Here is a 22,276-nt window from a genome sequence, read left to right on the forward strand (position 1 = left end):
TGAAATTTCAATAAAGTAAGGAGGTGAACATGTTAGAGAAAATGTCAGAAGCACAATATAAGAGAGTAGTTGAAAACAATAGGGGGCTTGCGTTAGATGGTTTATTTGCTAGTTTTCAAGCGTGTTTCGGTGATATACAAGATAAACCCGAAATCAAAGAAATGTTTTTAGAATTGATGGCAGATTTAATGAAAACAGGGGAACTCAAGTTAGCGACTCAAGGCAAATTCCTCGAAGGGTCGATTGAAGAACAGATTGATGTATTTCGCCAAGCTTGGCCAGATCATTATGATGAAAATGAAATGGAATATGATATTGATAATATATGGTGGCATGTATATGCGCCAGCAGGCGCAGTGTGGATTTGCGAAGATGGCTATGAAGAATGGACTTAGCGAGATAAAAGTGCGGTGTGTTTTGGCTAAATTTGAACATACCGCTTTTTTTAGGTTAGATGCAAGTGTGGATATTTGCGAGAATAAGAAGAGAAAGTGCAGCTTGTCTGAATGCAAAAAACTCGTCAAAACTGACCGCACTTTCTCGCGTTGTTAAGGGGCGAGGTAGAATTCGATATAGCCACCTTGATAAACATAGCCTTTAATTTCACCATGTTCTTCATATTTAAAATCAATATCACGGAAAATTAATAGCCCCCCTTCTTCTGTTGGCACTTTAGTAAGCTTTTCAGCTAAAGGAAGCAATTCCTCTTGTTGGTATTTTTGGTGAATGTCCAATCCTGCAGATTTAAATACCTCTGCAAAGTAACTTTCACTGAAGTTATATTGATAGCCAGAATCTTCATCGATAAGCGCAAAATGACGCTGGAATAATTGAGATTTATCTTGTTCCGATGCTTCATCTTGCGATTTTGTATCGCTATAACCATTGATTAAATAGAGTTTTTGATAAGACTGAATATCAATCGCTTGTTTATAGTTTCTGTTTGTGTCATACGCATAAAAGCTAATGGTGGCATATTTATCTTGATAATTATTATTGTAGATAATTTGGTTGTAGTAAAAACCAGATAAGTAATCAAGATTTTCTTTACCGTATTTCGCGATTGCTTGTGGGTTAGTTTTTATATAAGGCACAATAATCTCATCTAATAATTTATATTTTTCAGCTTGCTCACGACTTAATTTTTTCGCAAAATTTTTCTCAAAAATTTTTGAGCTAATTTTTCCTTGTTGATCGAGAAGATTCAGCTCAGTCAACACGCGTTCAAAGCGCACAAGTTGATTTTGTTGAGTTAGATGATAAGGTGAGGTAACTATCATACCAGCGAAAATGACAGTACAAGTGAGAAGTGTAAACCAGCGATATTGTAACCAACGTGGGTGCATAGAACATATTACAAACACTGTAATGATACTCGCAATCATGACTAAGAAAACCCTCATTTCAGTCAGACCATAAGTGGTAATACGTTCGCTGATACCTAACCACAGTAAAATCAATGGCGCAATAGAAAGGTAGCTGAAATAGCGATAGAACCATGTCCATTTAGGTTTCGTCAATAATAAACGTAGCGCATGGCACAAAAGACCTAGCGCGATATAAGGCATAATAATGTAGGCGACTCCCCCTTTTGGTAACTCAAAATGAAGGAGAATTTTTGCTAAATAAAGATACACAAGGAAGGTATAAATGATGACAACAGGCGAGAAAATAAAATTAATCACCAGTTCAATGACATAGTGAAAACGTTCATTTGGGACATTGTTTGCTAAACGTTGCTCAAAAATAAGAAATAAAATGGGCGTGAAGAAGAACGTAGTAAATAGAATCGTTTTAGGTATTACATTGAACGTTAAAATGCTTAGATTAAACAGATATTCAACACTAGTAAAAATGAGTAATACAAAAAGACAAATAATGCATGCAATGGCAATAGACAGAATAAGTTGTACAAAACGAGATATTGTATAGTAGATAAAGTGTCGATTATCTTTCGTAAGTGGATAAGTAATAAATAACAAAAAATGAATAAGTAATAATCCCCAATAAGCATAGTTATCATAAATATCACGTTCAGCAAAATAAAAAGCGAAGGTGATAGCAATAGCGTAGCTGATTGTGATCCAATGAGCATACTTAATTTTTTGCAACATTAATGTTGTTGAAAAATAAATTGGTAATAATAAAATCAAGATGGCATAAGCGGAAATGTTGTTATCTTGAATGAAAGGAATACATGAAGTGCTGATTAAAATAAATACTATTGCGAGTGGATATTTCTTTAGCAGGTCTTTGGTACTTTCGATCAGAGAGTGCATGATATTCATTTTGTTTCCTTAAAATTAACGCTCAAAAATTAATAAAATCATTCTAATGTTTTTATGACTCTCTGAATAGATCGAATAAAAAAGCCACAGTGAACTGTGGCGAAAATCCATAATGAAAAAGACAGTTATATGATGTTTATTTAGAGGAAACGTGTTGTAAGAAAATTTTACGTAGTGAAGTTAAACCTAATTTTTCTGCTTCATTAACTAAATTCAGCGCACGATTAATATCATTTTGTTTTAGCGCGTTCTTCACAGATTGATTAAAATAGGCTTCTGTCTCTTTATCCACAGCTGTTGCCACCGTTTGAGCTGACAGTGTAATTGATTGTACTTGCTCAATAGCTGTTGCCAAATCTTCAGGCGGATGTATCACTCCACCTTTTTTACATCCACATTATTCAATCGACCACATGATATAACAGTCTCTAATAAGCGATTTATGAGTGAAATAACACCAAAATAGACCGCACTTTTGTTTCTATTGCACAACTAAGATGTTTAGTTGATCGATGATTAGTTTTTCATTGTGCGTTGAATGTGCTATTTTTACGTCCTTAACCATTGGGCTTTATCGTGCCAATTTTTATTTTATGCAACTAACTAGCACTTTATGATCGAAAAATACAAGTTAAACCAAGAAAATATTATTCCTTTTTTAACAACACATATTGAGCAACAAAATACATTTACTGTATTAAATGGCTTATGCCAGTGGTTACGTTTGGGAGGGAAAAAAGAGGCGCCTCAGCGTTTATCTTATTTAATACAAATTTTACAAAATGATGTGGCGTTAGCTGGAAAGATCGCTTCATTATTATGTCAGTGGATTTGCCAAATGCGTCTTTATCCACTTTTTATTAGTTGTGGTTTACTTGGTCGAGAAGGCTTTGGGCGTGAGATACAGAAACGTTTATATGAACGTTTTAATCCTTCTTTTAAAGATTTAAATGACTTACGTGATATTTTCTTTGTTTTATTTTGCGAAGAAAGTGATGAAGAATGGTTACAAGCAACAGCAATCCAAGATTGGATCAAATTATTAGATATATTACAGCAACAGAGTACAGAAAAAGAGCGTGAGAATGTACATAATCATTTACGTTATGAAGGCTTTTTTGCGATTGAAATGCTGGCTATTTGGATTGCGGCAGAAGAACTTGAACCTGAATTAATGCGACTTGATCCCACTTTACTTGATGCTGATTCGCCTTTTGTTGCGCTACATCGAGAGGTGGCGAATTGGGTAGCCTCACATCGTCAAAATCGACAATATGATGATGCTCATTTACAAGTGATGTTTGATCAATGTCGAGAGCAAATTGATCGCATCCATCGCCGTGGTGCAAGTGCAGGTTCAACATTAGGTGTCGCGCATTTATTAACACGTCTTGATCAAACATTAACTCGCTTAGCTACTTTAATGGATATTTTTCAGCAGGATCGCCTTTTACCACATCGTATTTTGGTGTTTACGGGAGAATTAGCCATTGCTTCTGCACGTAGTCATAGTGCGGTAGATTTATGGAAACAGAGTGTCAAAATGTTGGCGCGCAGTATTACCCAAAATAAAAGTGATCATGGTGAGCATTACATTACGCGTGATAGAAAAGAATATCGTAATATGTTTTTTTCAGCAGCAGGTGGTGGCATTTTAATTGCTTTTATGGCGCTATTTAAGCTGTATTTAGGTGATCTGATTGAAGACCGAGTATGGCGTGGTATTGCTGAAGGATTGAATTACGGTATTGGTTTTACAATTATTTTCATGTTGCATGGCACTGTGGCGACGAAACAGCCTGCAATGACTGCGGCTCGTTTTGCAGAAACTGTGGATAATGGACAAGGTAAATCTGTTAACCTGCAATTGGCACAATTACTCATTGATGTATTTCGCTCGCAAACGGTAGCCGTATTAGGTAATGTCACGCTCGCTATTTTAGTCGCTTGTTTGCTAGCCATAGGTTATCAGTATTATGCTGGCATGCCTTTACTCACAGACGCAGAGATTGCATATCAGCAAAAATCTATTGATCCAATGAAAGGGTCGTTATGGTTTGCAGCGATTGCAGGTTTTTGGTTGTTTTTTTCGGGGATTATTTCAGGTTATTTTGATAATCGCAGTAATTATTTGAATTTAAAAATGCGTTTGCGTAACCACCCCATTTTACGTCGTATTTTAACTCGTAATATGCGCTATAAATTTGCAGAATATTGGCATGATAATTATGGTTCGATTATGGGTAACTTGTGTTTCGGTTTATTGTTAGGTTTAACAGGTTTAGTCGGATATTTGTTAAATTTACCACTTGATATTCGCCATGTAGCGTTTTCTTCTGCCAATTTGGGTTATATGGCGATCAGTGGCGATTTCACTTGGCAGCTGTTTTTACAAGGATTGATACTGGTGTTATTGATCGGGATTGTGAACTTAGCCGTAAGTTTCTTTATTGCACTTTGTGTCGCATTACGTTCATTAGATGCACAAATTGAAAGCTGGTGTGATATTGGTAAGTGTGTTTGGAAATTGATTAAACAACGCCCATTGTCATTATTTTTTCCATATTAAAGAGTGAATGAAAAACAAGAAAAAAGACCGTCCTTGAAAAAGATGGTCTTTTTTAATTTGGACTTTACTTAATTTTTGACTGCAATAGCTTCGATTTCAATACCTACATCTTTTGGTAAACGAGCAACTTCAACACATGAACGTGCTGGGAAGTTAGGGTGATTGTTTTCTTTAAAGAAACGTTCATACTCCGCATTTACTGCGGCAAAGTCATTTAAATCCTTGACAAATACCGTGGTTTTCACAATATTTGCGACTTGTAATCCCGCTTGTTCAATGATGGCTTTGACATTTTCTAAAGATTGACGTGCTTGTGCCACGATATCAGCTGGTACCTCACCCGTTTTGGGATTCACTGGAATTTGCCCAGAAGTTAACAACATATTCCCTAAGTCAACTGCTTGTACATAAGGGCCAATTGCTGCTGGGGCATTGTCAGTATGAATCACTTTCGTCATTTCTCTCATCTCCTTTTGCTGATTAAAAAAGTATTTTTATTGTACGCTGTTCAACGAAAATTTACAGTGGATTGAGTGCATTAATTAAACGGATTTCATCAAATGTTGCGATATCTTCTAATAAGATCGTACATTGCTGGATTTTATTTTCCGCTAATAATTTTGTCCGTTGCGTGCCAGCTAATAACGGCGTATCAGGCGTAAACCAATGTTTACCTCGACGAAAGACCAGATTTCCAATGGTACAATCCGTTACTTTACCTTGTTTGATGATCATGATTTCATCACAATCACCTTTTTGTTGTAGCAATTGAGCTAACGGAGTCCGATCAGCATATTTCAAACCATATTCAATATCGTTACAAATTACTGGCTGAAAAGTGCGGTAAGTTTTACGCTGATAAGCAAAGTACTGCACTTGTAATTCAGTGGCATTATAATCAATACGGCAACGAATCAACGGAGCATATTGAGTCTGCTCAAGTGCGGTTTGAATTTGAATAACTTGGGCAAAATCATGAACATTGACTGCCTTTTTTGCATAAAATTGCTTTAAGCTGTCAATATAGCGTTGCTGATGTAAGGCAAGATGTTGAATCTCACCGTTGACAATTGCAATTGTTTCAAACAGAGAAAACAGCATTGTTTATCCTAATGGTACATAGACTTTTTGCAGTAATTCTTGGTATTCATCTTCTAACTCACTTAAGATAGTAATTCCTCCGCCACTACGGAAATAATACTCATCATCGGCTTGTTCAATGAAGCGAATTGCTACCGCACTTTGCAATGACTCACCATCAAAAAGACCAAAAATTCCCGTGTAATAACCTCGAGGTTGTTGTTCTGCGGTTTGAATAATATGTACCGTTTTTTCTTTTGGTGCACCGCTAATAGAGCCTGCGGGCAATAATGCTGCTAAAATAGAACCGATATTTTCTTGCCAATTTTCTGCTAAATTACCTCTGATTTCTGAACTTGTCTGCAAGATCGCGCCTTTTTGCGTTTCGATTTTTTCTACATAACGAAAGCGAGTGACTTCTACTTTCTCTGATACGGTTGCTAAATCATTACGCATTAAATCCACAATAGTATAATGTTCTTGGCGTTCTTTTTCAGAATCTAACAACTGTTTTTCAGCATCGGGTAAAGTTGCATCAATAGTACCCTTCATCGGATAAGTGAAAATTTGATTATGATGAATATTGACAAAGCATTCTGGTGAAAAACAGACAAAACGATTTTGATAGTATAGTTTATAGGGGGCTTTTGTTTGCTGGAAAATCTGCGCCAGACTCAAATTTGTCTCAATTTTCGTAGGATACGTGAGATTCAATAAATAAGAATTGCCTTTTTGTAGTTCTTCTTGCACTAACATAAAGCCATGCTGGTAAACGGTTTTTTCTATTGGAAATTTGTTTAATCTAAAAGGCTCGCAAGAGGTTTGTGTTTGCCAATTGATATTATGTTGACCTTTAATTGCAAAAAACAGCCCTAAACTTGCAGCTTGTGTTAAAGGGCAAATGATCGGTTGTTGCTGTTCAAAATCAATCAGAAAGAAAAATGGTTGGCGTTGTTTACCATATTGATTGGCTTGTTGAATAAAAGAATGAAAACACATAGATTTATCTGTGATTAAAAAATAAGTGGAAGTGTAACGGAAAATCAGACAAAAATCCGCTTTTTCCTTTATACTTTGCTTTCTTCTTAACAGGATATAGTATGGATATGAAACGGCTGCTTATTATTAATAATCAAGATTCTTTTACATATAACTTAGTAGATTTAATTCGTCGATTAACAGTGCCTTTTGAGGTGGTTAATGTGCAAGAATTGGACCTATCTAAGGTAGAGAATTATAGTCATATTCTGCTCTCTCCTGGCCCTGACGTGCCTCGTGCTTATCCTCAATTATTTGCAATGTTAGCCAAATATTATCAAACTAAGTCGATTTTAGGCGTGTGTTTAGGTCACCAAACCCTGTGTGAATTTTTTGGTGGCGAACTATATAATTTAGATAAAGTACGCCATGGGCGAATTCAGCGTTTGAAAGTGCGGTCAAATTCGCCTTTATTTGAAGGGCTTCCCTTAGAATTTCAAATTGGCTTATATCATTCTTGGGCGATTCGTGAGCAATCTTTCCCAGATTCTCTTACTATCACAGCCCATTGTTCCGAAGAGGTTGTTATGGCATTTCAACACAAATCTCTACCGATTTACGGTGTTCAATTCCACCCTGAATCCTTCATGACAGAATATGGTGAACAACTCTTACGAAATTGGTTAGAAAGCTAAATTTTTGAAAAAACAGACCGCACTTTTCTGATTTTTTCTAGTGTTTACAACAGCTGACTTATTCCCATATTGACAAAAAATCCACCAATTACTAACCAGCATAGTACTAGTGCACCTAAAATAAGCGGTTTGATGCCTGCTTGTTTAATGGCACTAATGTGAGTGGTTAAACCTAGAGCCGTCATCGCCGCGATGAGTAATAGCCCGTCAATTTGTACAATCCACTTTACAATATGAGCAGGAATGAGTGAGAAAGAGTTAATAACTGCCATTAAAATAAAGAGAAAGGCAAACCAAGGAATCGTGATTTTATTGCTTTGTGGATTATCACTTTGTTTCGTGAGTAACCAAGAAATAAAGAGTAAAAATGGTGCAAGCATCATTACACGGATCATTTTTGATATAACTGCTGTATCCGCAACGGCTGAACTGATGTTACCGCCTGCTGCATAAACTTGGGCAACTTCGTGTACACTCGAGCCAATATAAATACCAAATTGATGCTCACTTAACCAATTTGCAAGATAAGGATACATAGCTGGATATAAAAACATGGAGATTGTACCAAAAATGACAATCACAGCGACAGAAACTGACACTTGATGTGATTCTGCTTTTGTCACAGGTTGCATTGACATAATCGCGGCAGCACCACAAATACTACAGCCACCTGCAGTTAAATAAACAATTTGTTTATCCATGTTTAAATAACGAAGTCCAAGCCAAACAGTAAGAGCAAAAGTACTGATTAACATAATCGCATCTGTGGCGATAGCATTAACACCTACGGCGCTAATATCTTGAAAGGTTAAACGGAAACCATACAAAATAATACCTAGACGTAATAGTGTGCCTTTGGCAAAGATGACACCTTGTGCGGTATATTGTGAAAATTTAGGATAAAGCGTGTTGCCAAGGAAGATGCCTAATAGAATTGCGATAGTGAGAGCACTTAGTTTTGCATGGAGAGCGAAAGTGCTTTTAGAAAGTATATCGACAATAAATGTGAGTATTGCAACAAAGATTAAGCCGATATACAGAGTTTTATTTTTCATTACAACGATCCTAATGAGTGAGGATAAGAGAATAAATTTAGAGCAAAAGGATAAAAGGATTTTGCCTGAATGTAAAATTGATTATGACGCTATTAGAGGATTTATCTTGTTTGAGACAACGCAGTCAAGTGTCTAGAGCGTTACATTCGGTTTAACTCAGTTTATAGTTTTTCTTATCAATGCCATATTTTCGCATGCGTAAGTATAATTTTTTACGTGGGATATCTAAATAATTCGCTACTTCATTAATTCTCCCTTGATAGAAAATTAGGGCTTCTTCAATAATTTGTTTTTCATATTCGTTAATTTGCTCATCTAATGGCTTAATATTCTCGGTTTTAATTGATGATGTGATGAAAGTTGGTGTTGAGGTTTGTTCAGCCAGCAATCCAATTGCATAGAGTTCAGCTACATGAATTAATTCTTTGACATTACCTTGCCACTGTTGATTGAGTAAATGTTGGCGTAGTTTTTTCGATGGTTCGACATAGTCTTTATTCAATCTAGCACAACTTTTGTGCACATAATGGCAAAAGATCGGTACTATATCCGTAGCATGTTTTTTTAATGGCAAGAGTTCAAGCTGAGTATGTAAAAATAAGTAATATAATTCTGCGATCAGCGTTTGCGCTTGAATCAAGTGAAGTAAAGGAACATCACTAATCACAATTAAGCGAAATGGATAAGCCTGATGATTGAGTTTGTTAGCGAGTAGCTGTTGCTCGTTGGCAGGTAAATGATGAATATTTTTTAATACTAATGTACCTTGCTTCACGTCATTAATGAGATTTTCAATATTAATAGTGCTTTGTTCTAAGCATTCTATACTGATAAAAGGCGCTTGTTTACGTTGACTTAGTTTATGTAAGTAAGTTGCTGATAAGTGGCGTCCTGTCCCTGTTTCTCCCCATAAAAAAACAGGGACATCAATATCAGCAAGTTTTTGTAATTGATTGCGAATAGTACAAATCCAGTCACTTTGTCCAATAAAGCTTTCATTTAATTTGGCTAATTGCCAGTAACGGTTCTCAATTAATGCAGCCCGTTTTTCTAACGCATGTTCTACTTGAATTAATAAGTTTTCTGGTGAAATGGGTTTTTCCAGAAAGTTAGTTGCGCCTTTCTTGACCGCCTCTACTGCCATAGGGACGTCGCCATGTCCTGTGATCATGATAATAGGGAGCTGTGGATCGCGTTGAGTCATATGTTCCAGTAACGTGAGCCCTGAAATATTGGGCAGCAGTACATCGCAAAGAACGACTCCAATCCAGTTATCCGGGATTTGAGATACGATATCTACAGGATCGGCACAGGTAAGCACTTGATAGCCTTCTTCACGCAATAAATCTTGGTAAGAGTCGAGAATATCAATGTCATCATCAATAAGCAGTACGTTATATGCTGAGTTAAACATCTTGTGTGACCTTAAAAGTTAAAATAATTAATGCGTTATGTTCTAATGTCGAGGCAATACGTAGTTCGCCTTGACATTGCTCCATAATTGATTGACTAATAGATAGTCCCAAACCTAAATTAATAGATTTACTGCTAGCAAAAGGTTGTAGGAGTTTTTCCGTCAATGGCCAACCTTTACCATTATCTGATACCCATAAGCGAATACAGTTTTCATCTATGTTTGCGATTTCAATGCAAATATGGGGAGCAACATGTTCAATAGCCTCGAGGGAATTTAAGAATAAATTGACAAAAACCTGCTCGATTAAAACATCTTCTCCGAGTATATAGGGTAGTTGAGCTGGTATAGTTAAGCGACCTTGGCGATTTTTATGTTGTGTTTCTAATAGTTCCCATGCACTTTGTATGCAGTCTGTTAAATTCACAGCCTGTATTTTCCCCGATCCTTGTCGTGAAAACTGACGTAGGCGTTTGACAATGAGGGCGGTACGTTCGACTAAATGGTTTATTTTGTCTAAATAAGTCAAGACCGCATCTATATTTTGTTTTTTGACCGCTCTTTTGGCACTAAATAAGTAAGCATTCATTGCATTAAGTGGCTGAGTAATTTCATGACTGATTGACGTTAAGGTTTTACCGACAGCAGCTAATTTTGCGGCTTGCGTTAATTCATTTTGTGTATTTTCTAACGCTGTCTGGACTTTAATACGATAGTCAATTTCATCAAGTAAAATTTGGTTACGTAATTCTAATTCTTGTGTTTTTTTCTGCATTTCAAATAGAAATAAGCGTAGGAGTTTTGCAATGCGCCCTAGTTCATCGTTGCCATAAATAGCAATTTTGACATCATCTTCTCCATTAGTCAGTTGCACCACCGCTTGGTTAAGTTGTTGAAAGCGTTTTAGTAAACGTAGACGAATATAAAAAAAGTTAACAGCAATCACAAAAATACAAGCAAGGAGCATCGCGAGAAGAATTAATACGCCATTAAATTGGGTACTTTTTTCTACGATATTATGTAATAAATGAAGCTGATTTTTACTGTTACCAATTTGTGTGTTAATGCGTTGCCGAAAAGCATCAAATACACTTTCACTTTGTGTAATCAATTGTTGCTGCTGTTGGTGTAGGTCCGTTCTGAGTGAAAATAATGTGGGTAATTCTTGTGGATTTAAGCCAAAACGGATGAGTTCCGTTAAAATTTGTTGAATCGTAATAATCGATGAGTGCTTATCCAATAAGGCAATGCGATTATTAATAAGTAAAGAGAGATAACTTAAATAATTATGTAATCGTACAGCACTGTTTTGGCTTGGCTCAGTAATTTGTGTACGTAGCTCAGTAATAATTTGTTCTTCATAGTTAGTAAAATCATAAACTAGCAGCAATTCTTGTTGTAACTTTTTCAATTGTTCAACTTTTTGTGTATTTTGTGGGTGTAGTGCGATGTTATTAGCAAGAGTTGATTGTTGCCAACTCATTTCTTGTAATAATGCGGTAAATTCATTATGAAAATCATTATGTAGCCAATTGATTTTGGAAACAGTTTTGTTCAGTTCTTCGTTTAAAGTGAGTGTTGCAGTGATATTCGCTGAGATTTGTTCCAATAACTGGGATTGTTGATGCAATAAATCAGTTAACTGGTCATCAAGATTTTCATTTAACTCAATGATTAATTCTTTTAAGGTCGTGAGCTGTTGTTTAGCATTGTTATAACGAGCGACTTTATCGTTAGTATTTTTAACATTAACTAGATGAACAAAGGCATTTTGTAAAATATTAATTTGCTCTTCTGTTTGGAATGCGGCTTGTACTTTAGGGAAGTCTTGATCGAGCGCAAAATTAATTTCACTACGTTGTTGTTGCCAAGTATATAACCCTACACCACCAACAAAGAGGCACAGTAATACACTCACTAAAAAAGAGAGCTGTAATCCAGTACTGAGATCTAAATGCTTAAACCATGTTTTCATTCTAAATCTTCCAAAGCTTTAACAAAGGCGACTTGTTGGGCAATGAAAAAATGTTGCCAATTTAACAGTTCTTGTGTGCGATTAAAGTGGGTTAAATAAACCTCATCTTCTGCTTGTGCAGCGGAGACAGGAAGTGCGGTCAGAATTTGGCGTAATTCGGGTAAAGGGCGATTAAGGGCTTGTTCTTTTTGTTGTAACAAACGCCAATGCTCCTGAAGTAAGCCCAAACGATGTGTAATATGTTGTTCAAATAAAAGTTTAACCAATTGTTGTCGTTTAAGTAATAGCTCGTAATTAATTGGTGGTTGTTGAAATAACTGTTGTTGCAATGCGGCTTTCGGGTGTGTTGTAGGTAGAGGTGCAATAGGATATTTGCTCATTTGAACATCAGTTAAAATACGTTGACCTGTCTCGCTTAGTAGAAATTGAATGAATTTGATTGCCTGTGGCTTTTTACTACTTTCAGCCACAATTGCGATAAATGTAGGTGACGCAGGAAAGTGTGGAAAGTAGCGAAAAGCGAGATGAGCATGATTTTGTTGGGTCAAAATATGGGCATAATTATCAATAGTGATGCCAACCGCACCAAGATTGGCTTGAACTTTATCAACGACACCGAAGCTACGAGCAGAAATCGTACCTACATTTAGCATAATCTGTTCAATTAATGCCCATCCTTCTTGCCAACCATGTTTCTGTAATAATGCTTCTAACATAATGTGATTCGTATCAGAGCGAGTTGGACTACTGATGACAATAAGTCCTTGTAAATCAGGATGTGTTAGATCTTGCCAAGATTGTGGTAATGGGCGTTCAACCTGCTGTAATAAGGTTGTATTAAATAACATACCGTAGCCAGAAAGGGCAAATGCCACGGTGGTGGGTTTGAGCATATTGGGTAGAAAGCCTGTGTTATCTTGTAATGTAGTGGGTAACGGAAAAAGCTTGTTTCCTATTTGTAAGTTATAAAACAACATGGGGGAAGAGCTTAGAATTAAATCTACTTCACGGGCTTTTTCAGTTGAGAGTAGTTGATTCAGCGATGCACTCGTGCGATTTAACGTGGTGATAGGTATCGTATTTGGTTGCTTATTCCATTCACTTACTAGATGCTGGATACCTTCTAGTGCAAAAGTCGTGCCGATCACAAGCTCATTCGCTTTTATAGGTAAAGCGAGAAATAAGCTGACGAGACAGATGGTTAATTGCTGAAGTAATTTGGTGCACATGATCTTCACCTTGCTTGACATCAGTTGCCTTGTCATATTACCCAAAATTTTCGTAGCTATGTGCTTTTTTTTGTGATCGAACTCAAAAAAATAAAATTTAAATTTTAATTACTTAGCTTATTTTTTGAGTCATTTATAGGCTTTTTTTCTACTCATTTCTCCCCACCATACTATGATAACTAAAATGAGTTAGATTTGACCTATTGTACTCTTAGAAATGAGTCGGTTTTGACTCCTTTTGGTGTAATAGTGCTGTCTTTTTTTTTGTTATTTTGAGCGTTATTGTAGGTTAAGTTTCATACAGAGTATGAGCTAGGCTAATCAGTATTATCAATTAATTGACTTGATAAATAACGAGAGAGGAAGGGGTAGATTATGAATAAAAAATTATCTTCAGCCATTATTGCACTTGGATTAGGTATGGCGGTGGTTAATGTTGCACAAGCGAATGAACAACTCATTGTATACACTTCAATGAAAGAATCTTTAATTGGTGCATTAAAAGCAAAATTTAATGAAAAACACCCTGAGGTTGCAATGGATTATCAATCAGCGGGTGCAGGAAAATTGATGGCAAAAATTGCAGCAGAAAAAGAATCTGGTCAAATTATGGCTGATGTGATTTGGACTAGTGAAGTACCTGATTTCTTTAAAATGAAAGCAAACGGTATGTTAAAAACCTATGTTTCCCCTGAAGTTGAGCATATTGTTAATCCGTTACCTGACTTTGATGGGTCTTTTACCCCAATTCGTTTAGGGACATTAGGCATTGCTTATAACACAAGATTTGTTAAAGAGCCACCAGTAGAATGGGCGGATATTACTGGCTCAAAATATAAAGGTGCATTTGGGATTGCTAATCCAGCATTATCTGGTACCTCTTATATGAGTGTTGCCTTATTGAAGTCGACATTTGGTTGGGAGTTTTTTGAAAAAATCAAAGCCAATAAGGGCAAAGTGGGTAAAGGATCTGGCCAAGTTATCGATGATACCGCTTCAGGTGACTTATTAGCTTCATTAGCAGTGGACTATATTACAAATGATAAAATTAAAAAAGGCGCTCAGCTTAAATTAGTTTATCCAAAAGAAATGTTAGTGATTCCAAGTCCAGCAGCGATTTTCAAAGGCACGAAGAATCCAGCTTCCGCACAAAAATTCATTGATTTCTTATTATCTGAAGATGCACAAAAAATTATTGCTCATGAGGGAACTTTGCCTGTACGTAAAGGAATTACGACTTTAGAAGGTATGCCAACGGTAGAAGATGCTATTAGTCGCGCTATTCCAATTGATTATCAAGCTATCTTGACAGAGAAAGAGGAAACCGTGAAAAAATTTGCCCAAATTCTGCAAGGTCGTCAATAAAACAGGAGTGCTTTATGGCAACAATCACCTTTGAAAAAGTCAGTAAAGCATTTGGCTCAAATGAAGTGCTAAAAGATTTATCGCTTGTAGTAAAAGACGGTGAATGTTTTACCCTTCTTGGACCATCTGGTTGTGGGAAAACCGTGTTATTGCGCTTACTTGCAGGCTTTGAAGTGCCAGATGCTGGGCGCATTTTAATTGATGAACATGTTGTTTCTGATCCCGTAGCGGGTATTGATATTCAGCCAGATCAGCGCAGTTTAGGCGTAGTCTTTCAAGACTACGCAGTTTGGCCACATATGACGGTATTTGACAATATAGCTTATCCGTTAAAGTTGAAAGCATTAGATAAAGCAGTGATTCAGCAACAAGTGATGGATGTTGTTGATTTAGTCAATTTAACAGGGTTAGAACAGCGTTTACCTTCACAGCTTTCTGGTGGGCAACAACAGCGTGTTGCATTAGCGCGAGCATTAGTCGCAAAACCTTCTTTGATGTTACTTGATGAACCATTAAATAACTTAGATGCGAATTTGCGAGAAGAAATGCGCTTTGAGATCAAAGAGTTACAAAAGAAATTAGGTATTACTATTTTATATGTAACACATGATCAGGAAATTGCACTCGCTATTTCAGATCGTTTAGCCATCATGGATAAAGAGGGTCATATTCAACAAATTGGTACACCATGGGAAATCTATGAGAAATCTGCCAATGAGATGGTATTTCAGTTTATGGGATTAGCCAATTTTATTCCCGTACGTTATGAACAAGGACAGCATTTGGTTGGGCAAGGTATGCAAAGGATCGAATGGGCAGACCTACCTGCTGAGAATGGGAAACTAGGTTGCCGCCCATCAGATATTATATTAAACAAGACAGGTAGTGGGTTAAAAGGCAAGATTGTACGAGCCAGTTTCCTTGGTGCAATTATGGATTACATGATTGATATTGATGGTGTGTTATTGCGTACAGAAGTTTCAACAAATACCGCCTTGCAGCATGATTTGATGTTTACTGAGGGGGATAATTGTGTGGTGAATTTCCACGATTTACTTTGGTTTGCTGACGAACAACAAGCTGTTCAGCAAGGGAGGGAATAACAATGACAGCGGTTATTCAGAAAAAAAGTCCATTTAATGTGGCAAATGCAATTCTTGCCCTATCTATTGGTATTTTAGTGATTGTTGTCGCAGTGCCTGTGCTATTAATTTTTATTAATTCTTTTTGGGTTAATGGGCAATTTAATATCACTGATGTGGTGATGATTTTAAAACAACAAGAAACTTATGAGGCATTACTAAACTCTTTATTTATTGCGGTTGGTGTGACAATCATGAGTACCATCGTCGGGACGTTTTTTGCTTGGTTAGTTACACGAACGGATTTACCTTATAAAGGTTTTATGAAAGTAATGTTCTTAGTACCGTTTATGTTACCTTCTTTCATTGGTGCATTAGCTTGGAAAATGTTACTTTCTCCTCGTGCAGGCTATATTAATCGTTTCTTCATGGATACCTTTGGTTTAGAAGAACCGATTTTCAATATTTATAGCTACGCTGGTATTATGGCAGTAGAAACCATGTACCTTTTCCCATTTGTCTTTATTCAAGTGTGTGGCGCACTTGAACGAATGGACCCAACACTAGAAGAATCGGCACGGATTTCTGGTGCTAGTTTATTTACGATTACTCGCAAAATTACGATTCCATTAGTGATGCCAAGTATTGTGTCAGGTGCATTACTGATCATGCTGTATTCTATGGCTCACTTTGGTACAGTTGCAGTATTAGGGGTTGAAAATGGAATTTTTAATATCCCAACGTTGATTTATGAACGCATTCACCAAAGTGCGGGAAGTTTTGAAGCTATTCGTACAGGTACTGTTTTAGCAACAGTACTGGTTGCTACAGCAGCATTAATCATTTGGTTGCAAAATAAAATTCTAAATCGAGGACGTTTCCAAATTATTGCAGGAAAAAGTTTCCGTCCTGTTGAAGTAAAGCTCAGAGGGTTAAGAATGCCATTATTAATCATCTGCTTGCTTTATATCGCATTCACTATTGTCTTACCGACAGTGACTATCTTTATTGTGGGTGGATTAAAAACCTACGGCTTACCAATTACTTGGGAAAACCTCACGTTAGATAATTATAAATTTATCTTGTTTGATTGGCAGTTGACTAAAGATGCAATTCGTAACAGTGTCTTGCTCGGCTTAGCTGCTGCGGTGATCACTATGTTTGCAGGCGTGATGATTTCTTATGTCATCGTGAAAATGCGTGTAAAAGGGAAAGGCATTTTAGAGTTTTTAGGTATGTTGCCATTCTCTGTACCAGGCTCAGTGATTGCGTTAGGGGTGATCTTAGCTTGGAGTGGTAAGTTTGGTATTAATTTATACAATACCGTTTGGATTATTTTGATCGCATATATTGCACGCTATATGGCATTCTCCTTGAAAGCTAACTCTGCTGCATTAGAGCAAGTCCATGATTCATTAGTTGAAGCCGCGCGCGCTTGTGGTGCAAGTATGTGGCAGTCTTTAAAAGATGTGGTTGTACCTTTAGTTCGTCCAGGTATGATTGCTGCATTTTTCTTAATCTTCCTCCCTGCATTACGTGAGTTAACCGTCTCTGTCATGTTATATGGACCTTCTACACGGACGATTGGTGTCGCGATTTATACTCTCAACGAAGATGGTGAAACGGTTTATTCCGCTGCACTAGCAGGTATCGCGTTGATTATTATTGTGTTTGGGCAAACGGTAATTAAACGTTATGCCGAGAAGAAAACACAGAAATAACCGAATTTTAAGGAGAAAACTATGAGTTATATTCAACTTAATCATGTAATGAAAAAATTCGGTGATGTCATTGCGATTCCAGATTTAAGTTTGTCGATTGAAAAAGGCGAATGTTTTTCTATGCTAGGTCCTTCTGGTTGCGGCAAAACTACCACATTACGTATGATTGCGGGTTTTGAGGATCTGGATGGTGGAGAAATTCGTGTCGGGGAGCGTTTGCTTTCGTCTAAAGTGACAAACTTCTATTTACCACCTGAAAAGCGAAACTTTGGTATGGTATTCCAAGCCTTTGCAGTTTGGCCACATATGACAGTGTATGACAATGTTGCCTTTCCTTTGACGTTGAAAAATTTGTCAAAGCAAGAAATCGAAACACGTACTAACGAGGCACTAAAGCATACTAATTTATTGAAAGTAGCAGATAAAAGCCCAGATGATCTATCGGGTGGTGGTAAGCAACGAGTTGCGTTAGCACGTGCGCTGGCATTGAATCCTGATGTGATGTTATTAGATGAGCCTTTGTCGAGTTTAGACCCGCATTTAAGGGAAGAAATGCGTTTTGAAATTAAGGCATTACAACGTAAATTTGGTTTTTCAATTATTTATGTTACTCATGACCAAGCAGAGGCTATGGCGTTATCAGATCGTATTTTGGTAATGAAAAAAGGGATGATTGAACAAATTGATACACCGTTAAATGTCTATAATAATCCTGCCAATAAATTTGTATTTAATTTCATTGGGCTTTCTAATCAGCTAAATGTTAGTTTGTCTGCACAAGGTGTATCTTTTGCAGGGATTGAAAGACATTTTACGATTAATCCTGCACCTGCTAGCGAACTGATTCAGCAAGGTCAGGCTATTTTAGCGACTCGTCCATCAGAAATCGACTTTGTAAATCAAGGTGGTATTCCTGGTGTCGTAAAACGCCGTTCTTATTTAGGTGAGGTTGTTGATTACAGTATCGTAATTGGTCAACAAGAATTGCGTATACAGAAAGGACGACGTGACGCAGGTCCAAAAGAAGGAGAAGCTTGCCAGATCGCATTTAGCCGCTTGCATTGGTATCCAGCTGAGTAAGGATTGGTTTAAATAACGCAAATAAAGCGCTGCGAATGCAGCGCTTTCTATTTGTTTACTTAAAAAGTGCGGTATGAATTTATGAAATTTTTACCGCACTTTAACTTTAGCCGATAGCTAAATTAGTATTGATTTGCCTGATAACCATGATATGCATTAGTTAAAATCACTTCCATATCCGCAACCACTGGCAAACGTGGGTTTGCTGGTGAACACTGATCTTCAAAAGCCGCTAACGCAATTTGGCGACGTGCATCCATCCATTCTTGTTCGTTAATACCTTGTTCTTTGAAAGACATTTTAATACCGACACGCTCAGCTAGTTCATAACAGGCTTGAGCAAATGCTTTCACCCCTTCTTCTGGTGTTGAACATGGTAAACCAAGCATACGAGCAATATCTTGGTATTTTACATCCGCTTTGTAATAATTATATTTTGGCCACGTTGCTGTTTTTTGTGGACGAGTGCCGTTATAACGAATCACATGTGGCATTAATACGGCATTAGTACGTCCATGTGGAGTATGGAAACGCCCCCCAATTTTGTGTGCGAGAGAGTGGTTCATCCCTAAGAAGGCGTTAGCAAATGCCATACCTGCCATAGTTGAAGCATTATGCATTTTCTCACGAGATTCAGGATCTTTTTCTTTGACAGAGCGTTCTAAATGTTCAAACACTAATTTAATCGCTTGTAGGGCTAAGCCGTCTGTAAAGTCATTAGCAAGCACAGATACATAAGCTTCTGTAGCATGAGTTAATACATCTAAACCTGTATCTGCTGCGACATGTGCTGGGACACTCATGACAAATGCAGGGTCAACAATTGCTACAGTCGGTGTCAGTGAATAGTCAGCAATTGGGTATTTTTTGTCGCCTTCTGTAATTACTGCAAATGGAGTGACTTCTGAACCTGTTCCTGAAGTTGTTGGAATACCAACAAAGCGTGCTTTGCGACCTAATTGCGGGAATTTGAAGGCACGTTTACGAATATCCATAAATTTCTGTACTAAGTCACGGAAGTCCACTTCGGGTTGTTCATAGAATAACCACATGACTTTTGCAGCATCCATCGCAGAACCACCCCCCAATGCAATAATTGTATCTGGTTGATAATTGCGGATTAACTCAGCACCACGACGAACGGTTTCAATAGATGGATCAGGTTCAACATCGGCGAATAATTGATAAGTGACATGATTACCACGCGCAGTAATTTGTTTGGCAATTTTTTCCACAAAACCTAAATCCACCATCGTACGATCAGTGACGATGACAACTCGTTCCATGCCTTTCATGGATTGTAAATATTGAATTGAATCACGTTCAAAATAGATTTTTGAAGGTACTTTAAACCACTGCATGTTATTTCTCCGTCTTCCCACACGTTTAATATTTAATAAATTGACCGCACTTACGTTGTTGCCTACGGAGTTTTTACCGTAAGAACCACAACCAAGGGTGAGAGAAGGGAGGAAAGAATTATAGACATCACCGATACCACCGAAGGTAGAAGGTGAGTTCCAAATAACACGAATCGCTTTTACACGCTCTCCATACGCTTTCGCAATATCTGCATTTTTCGTATGAATTGCTGCGGAGTGACCTAAACCATGGAAATTCACCATTGCTTCTGATAAAGCAAATCCTTGTTCAGTCGAAGTCGATTTTAAGATAGCCAATACTGGTGATAATTTTTCACGAGTCAGTGGTTCTTTTTCACCGACCTCTTTACATTCTGCTGCTAAAATATTAGTTTTTTCTGGCACTTTAAAGCCTGCTTGTTCAGCAATCCAAGTGGCTGGTTTACCTACTACATTAGCATTTAATTTTGCACCACCACAGTTTGCACTATTTGCTTTCACACCAAAAATGAATTCTTCTAGCATTGTTTTTTCTTTTTTATTAACAAAGTACACACCATAAGATTTCATTTCTGCCACAAATTCATCATACACCTCCTGATCAACAATTGCTGCTTGTTCAGATGCACAAATCATGCCGTTATCAAAGGCTTTTGACATCACTATATCGTGTGTCGCTTGTTTGATGTCAGCTGTTTTTTCAACATATGCAGGCACGTTACCCGCCCCTACACCTAATGCAGGTTTTCCACAAGAATAGGCGGCTTCCACCATTGCATTACCACCAGTGGCAAGAATTGTGGCAATACCAGGGTGTTTCATTAATGCGGCAGTTCCTTCCATTGATGGTTTTTCTATCCATTGAATACAATCTTTAGGTGCGCCTGCCTCCACTGCTGCTTGATAAACAATTTGTGCAGCATGAGCAGAAGATTGTTGGGCAGAAGGATGGAAAGCAAAAATAATTGGGTTACGGGTTTTGAGTGAGATAAGCGCTTTAAAAATAGTAGTTGAAGTTGGATTTGTTGTAGGTGTAATACCACAAATAACACCGACAGGATCCGCAATTTCTGTAATACCCGTGACATCATCTTCACTAATTACCCCAACGGTTTTTAAATTACGCATATTATTCACGACATATTCACATGCAAACAAGTTTTTCGTGGCTTTGTCTTCAAAAACACCACGTCCTGTTTCTTCATACGCATGCATCGCAAGTACACCATGTTGATCCAATGCGGCAACAGAGGCTTTTGCTACAATATAATCTACTTGTTGTTGATTAAGTTGGCGAAATTTTTCTAGCGCCACTAATCCTTTTTCAACCAGTAGATTAACTTCTGATTGTGCTGGGCTAAGCGTATTTTCAGCAGTATGACTCATCATAATTTCTCCTAAAGATTTATAAAATTGAATTATTTAAACTGAAAAAATTATAGTCATTTATATACCTAAAAAGTAGCATAATCGGCAAAATCCACGGAAATTGTGATTTTGATCAACTTTTTTTGGTGTGCTTATTTTGTACACAATATTTTTTCTTATCCCTCTTTATTTCTCGTTAAAGATCATGGATACTATCGCCCTTTTTATCAGCCGATATTTTTTATTTATTTCTAAGGAAACTTGTTATGTCATCAGCAAAAAATTATGCAAATCCAGGTCCATTAGGCCTATGTGGTTTTGCGTTAACAACGTGGTTATTAAGTCTCATTAATGGTGGTTTTTTTGACGCACAAAATTTAGGTCTTGTATTTGGTATGGCATTTGCTTTTGGTGGTACTGCACAAATTATTGCAGGCATGTTTGAATATAAGAAAGGTAACACTTTTGGCTTCACCGCCTTTATTAGTTATGGTGCATTTTGGTGGTCATGGGCATTGTTTGTTATCTTCTTTAAAGGGAATACGACGCCACAATTTGTAGGTTGGTATTTAGCAGTTTGGGGAACATTTACTTTAATGATGTTCTTAGCTTCTTTTAGCAAACCACGTGCATTACAAACGATTTTCTTCTTCTTAACCTTAACTTTTTATGCATTAGCGATTGGTGATGCAACAGAAAACCACAGCATTGTGAATTTCGGCGGTTATTTAGGTTTAGTGACTGCTTTGTGTGCATTTTATTTAGCCGCAGCAGAAATGTTGATTGACTCCTATGGTCGTGAAATTCTGCCAATTGGAGCAAAAAAGTAAGGTATTCATAATTCATAGAGGGGGCTTGATGTAGGCCCCTTTTTTATTGATCTATTCTGATTTATGTGCGGTTCGTTTTGCCTCAGTTTTCTTGTCTACTGAAATCGGCTTATACCTTCTTGATATAAAATCTCGCAGTAAATTGTTTGCTTTATGTACAACAGGGATCTATATTGATTATTGAGA

At 37.2% G+C, this 22,276-nt stretch carries 17 protein-coding genes and 1 pseudogene; 8 read left to right on the plus strand and 10 right to left on the minus strand.

The features are described from left to right. Positions 1-29: 29 nt before the first annotated feature. Positions 30-395, plus strand: a complete 366-nt coding sequence (locus DYE19_RS09135; RefSeq protein ID WP_115323328.1) for a DUF596 domain-containing protein — start codon at positions 30-32, stop codon at positions 393-395. A 153-nt stretch (positions 396-548) separates the two neighbouring features. On the opposite strand, the gene DYE19_RS09140 is transcribed toward DYE19_RS09135, so the two are convergent. Both DYE19_RS09140 and DYE19_RS09145 read right to left on the minus strand, forming a co-directional pair. Further along, positions 549-2,288 (minus strand): DUF4153 domain-containing protein, encoded by a 1,740-nt coding sequence (locus tag DYE19_RS09140; RefSeq protein ID WP_049215860.1) that lies wholly within the window; start codon positions 2,286-2,288, stop codon positions 549-551. Between the two features lie 136 nt (positions 2,289-2,424). Beyond that, positions 2,425-2,592: pseudogene (locus DYE19_RS09145) on the minus strand (maltose operon protein MalM); the annotation flags it as partial. Positions 2,593-2,901: 309 nt separating this feature from the next. On the opposite strand from DYE19_RS09145, the gene DYE19_RS09150 reads away from it, so the two are divergent. After that, positions 2,902-4,857 (plus strand): site-specific recombinase, encoded by a 1,956-nt coding sequence (locus DYE19_RS09150; RefSeq protein WP_115323329.1) that lies wholly within the window; start codon positions 2,902-2,904, stop codon positions 4,855-4,857. A gap of 68 nt (positions 4,858-4,925) precedes the next feature. Here the strand turns inward: DYE19_RS09150 and DYE19_RS09155 are convergent, their stop codons facing one another. The 3 genes from DYE19_RS09155 to DYE19_RS09165 all read right to left on the minus strand — a co-directional run bounded on the left by DYE19_RS09155 (position 4,926) and on the right by DYE19_RS09165 (position 6,936). Further along, positions 4,926-5,315, minus strand: a complete 390-nt coding sequence (locus DYE19_RS09155; RefSeq protein ID WP_049215857.1) for a RidA family protein — start codon at positions 5,313-5,315, stop codon at positions 4,926-4,928. A 61-nt stretch (positions 5,316-5,376) separates the two neighbouring features. Then, positions 5,377-5,958, minus strand: coding sequence for an aminotransferase class IV family protein (locus tag DYE19_RS09160; RefSeq protein WP_115323330.1), 582 nt, complete (start codon positions 5,956-5,958; stop codon positions 5,377-5,379). A 3-nt stretch (positions 5,959-5,961) separates the two neighbouring features. Next, positions 5,962-6,936, minus strand: coding sequence for an aminodeoxychorismate synthase component I (locus DYE19_RS09165; RefSeq protein ID WP_115323331.1), 975 nt, complete (start codon positions 6,934-6,936; stop codon positions 5,962-5,964). Positions 6,937-7,043: 107 nt separating this feature from the next. Between DYE19_RS09165 and DYE19_RS09170 the strand changes: the two genes are divergently transcribed. Then, positions 7,044-7,610: an anthranilate synthase component II gene (locus tag DYE19_RS09170; RefSeq protein WP_115323605.1), complete on the plus strand. Its 567-nt coding sequence runs from the start codon at positions 7,044-7,046 to the stop codon at positions 7,608-7,610. Between the two features lie 44 nt (positions 7,611-7,654). Here the strand turns inward: DYE19_RS09170 and DYE19_RS09175 are convergent, their stop codons facing one another. The 4 genes from DYE19_RS09175 to DYE19_RS09190 form a co-directional block, all read right to left on the minus strand. After that, positions 7,655-8,665, minus strand: a complete 1,011-nt coding sequence (locus tag DYE19_RS09175; protein WP_115323332.1) for a YeiH family putative sulfate export transporter — start codon at positions 8,663-8,665, stop codon at positions 7,655-7,657. Positions 8,666-8,816: 151 nt separating this feature from the next. After that, entirely contained in the window at positions 8,817-10,079 is a 1,263-nt protein-coding gene (locus DYE19_RS09180) for a sigma-54-dependent transcriptional regulator (protein ID WP_115323333.1), read from the minus strand. Beyond that, positions 10,072-12,054, minus strand: coding sequence for a sensor histidine kinase (locus DYE19_RS09185; protein ID WP_115323334.1), 1,983 nt, complete (start codon positions 12,052-12,054; stop codon positions 10,072-10,074). The genes DYE19_RS09180 and DYE19_RS09185 overlap by 8 nt, the downstream gene beginning before the upstream one ends. After that, entirely contained in the window at positions 12,051-13,283 is a 1,233-nt protein-coding gene (locus tag DYE19_RS09190) for an ABC transporter substrate-binding protein (protein ID WP_174694527.1), read from the minus strand. The genes DYE19_RS09185 and DYE19_RS09190 overlap by 4 nt, the downstream gene beginning before the upstream one ends. 375 nt (positions 13,284-13,658) lie before the next feature. On the opposite strand from DYE19_RS09190, the gene DYE19_RS09195 reads away from it, so the two are divergent. Genes DYE19_RS09195 through DYE19_RS09210 form a run of 4 tightly spaced genes read left to right on the plus strand, consistent with a single transcriptional unit; the run spans position 13,659 to position 18,531 of the window. Beyond that, the gene (locus tag DYE19_RS09195) at positions 13,659-14,648 is read left to right on the plus strand and encodes an ABC transporter substrate-binding protein (RefSeq protein ID WP_115323335.1); all 990 of its coding nucleotides are present in this window, start codon (positions 13,659-13,661) and stop codon (positions 14,646-14,648) included. A 14-nt stretch (positions 14,649-14,662) separates the two neighbouring features. Next, on the plus strand, positions 14,663-15,751 hold the full coding sequence (locus DYE19_RS09200; RefSeq protein ID WP_115323336.1) for an ABC transporter ATP-binding protein: 1,089 nt from the start codon (positions 14,663-14,665) through the stop codon (positions 15,749-15,751). A gap of 2 nt (positions 15,752-15,753) precedes the next feature. Then, positions 15,754-17,451: an ABC transporter permease gene (locus tag DYE19_RS09205; protein WP_115323337.1), complete on the plus strand. Its 1,698-nt coding sequence runs from the start codon at positions 15,754-15,756 to the stop codon at positions 17,449-17,451. A 21-nt stretch (positions 17,452-17,472) separates the two neighbouring features. Next, positions 17,473-18,531, plus strand: coding sequence for an ABC transporter ATP-binding protein (locus DYE19_RS09210; RefSeq protein WP_115323338.1), 1,059 nt, complete (start codon positions 17,473-17,475; stop codon positions 18,529-18,531). A gap of 122 nt (positions 18,532-18,653) precedes the next feature. Here DYE19_RS09210 and adhE read toward each other — a convergent pair whose 3' ends face one another. Further along, positions 18,654-21,278 carry a bifunctional acetaldehyde-CoA/alcohol dehydrogenase gene (adhE, locus tag DYE19_RS09215; protein ID WP_049215876.1) on the minus strand — a complete coding sequence of 875 codons (2,625 nt, stop codon included), beginning with the start codon at positions 21,276-21,278 and terminating at the stop codon, positions 18,654-18,656. A gap of 248 nt (positions 21,279-21,526) precedes the next feature. Here adhE and DYE19_RS09220 point away from each other — a divergent pair, with 248 nt between their 5' ends. Further along, entirely contained in the window at positions 21,527-22,090 is a 564-nt protein-coding gene (locus DYE19_RS09220) for an acetate uptake transporter (RefSeq protein WP_049215833.1), read from the plus strand. Positions 22,091-22,276: the final 186 nt, after the last annotated feature.

The organism is Pasteurella canis, assembly GCF_900454865.1.
GTDB classification, from domain to species: Bacteria; Pseudomonadota; Gammaproteobacteria; order Enterobacterales; family Pasteurellaceae; genus Pasteurella; species Pasteurella canis.

What these genes read in the sequence shown, in the direction of transcription:
- adhE (WP_049215876.1), bottom strand. Translation starts at nt 21,278, where the DNA reads ATGAGTCATACTGCTGAAAATACGCTTAGCCCAGCACAATCAGAAGTT.
- DYE19_RS09165 (WP_115323331.1), bottom strand. Translation starts at nt 6,936, where the DNA reads ATGTGTTTTCATTCTTTTATTCAACAAGCCAATCAATATGGTAAACAA.
- DYE19_RS09155 (WP_049215857.1), bottom strand. Translation starts at nt 5,315, where the DNA reads ATGACGAAAGTGATTCATACTGACAATGCCCCAGCAGCAATTGGCCCT.
- DYE19_RS09185 (WP_115323334.1), bottom strand. Translation starts at nt 12,054, where the DNA reads ATGAAAACATGGTTTAAGCATTTAGATCTCAGTACTGGATTACAGCTC.
- DYE19_RS09210 (WP_115323338.1), top strand. Translation starts at nt 17,473, where the DNA reads ATGAGTTATATTCAACTTAATCATGTAATGAAAAAATTCGGTGATGTC.
- DYE19_RS09195 (WP_115323335.1), top strand. Translation starts at nt 13,659, where the DNA reads ATGAATAAAAAATTATCTTCAGCCATTATTGCACTTGGATTAGGTATG.
- DYE19_RS09160 (WP_115323330.1), bottom strand. Translation starts at nt 5,958, where the DNA reads ATGCTGTTTTCTCTGTTTGAAACAATTGCAATTGTCAACGGTGAGATT.
- DYE19_RS09150 (WP_115323329.1), top strand. Translation starts at nt 2,902, where the DNA reads ATGATCGAAAAATACAAGTTAAACCAAGAAAATATTATTCCTTTTTTA.
- DYE19_RS09180 (WP_115323333.1), bottom strand. Translation starts at nt 10,079, where the DNA reads ATGTTTAACTCAGCATATAACGTACTGCTTATTGATGATGACATTGAT.
- DYE19_RS09170 (WP_115323605.1), top strand. Translation starts at nt 7,044, where the DNA reads ATGAAACGGCTGCTTATTATTAATAATCAAGATTCTTTTACATATAAC.
- DYE19_RS09135 (WP_115323328.1), top strand. Translation starts at nt 30, where the DNA reads ATGTTAGAGAAAATGTCAGAAGCACAATATAAGAGAGTAGTTGAAAAC.
- DYE19_RS09140 (WP_049215860.1), bottom strand. Translation starts at nt 2,288, where the DNA reads ATGAATATCATGCACTCTCTGATCGAAAGTACCAAAGACCTGCTAAAG.
- DYE19_RS09220 (WP_049215833.1), top strand. Translation starts at nt 21,527, where the DNA reads ATGTCATCAGCAAAAAATTATGCAAATCCAGGTCCATTAGGCCTATGT.
- DYE19_RS09200 (WP_115323336.1), top strand. Translation starts at nt 14,663, where the DNA reads ATGGCAACAATCACCTTTGAAAAAGTCAGTAAAGCATTTGGCTCAAAT.
- DYE19_RS09205 (WP_115323337.1), top strand. Translation starts at nt 15,754, where the DNA reads ATGACAGCGGTTATTCAGAAAAAAAGTCCATTTAATGTGGCAAATGCA.
- DYE19_RS09175 (WP_115323332.1), bottom strand. Translation starts at nt 8,665, where the DNA reads ATGAAAAATAAAACTCTGTATATCGGCTTAATCTTTGTTGCAATACTC.
- DYE19_RS09190 (WP_174694527.1), bottom strand. Translation starts at nt 13,283, where the DNA reads ATGTGCACCAAATTACTTCAGCAATTAACCATCTGTCTCGTCAGCTTA.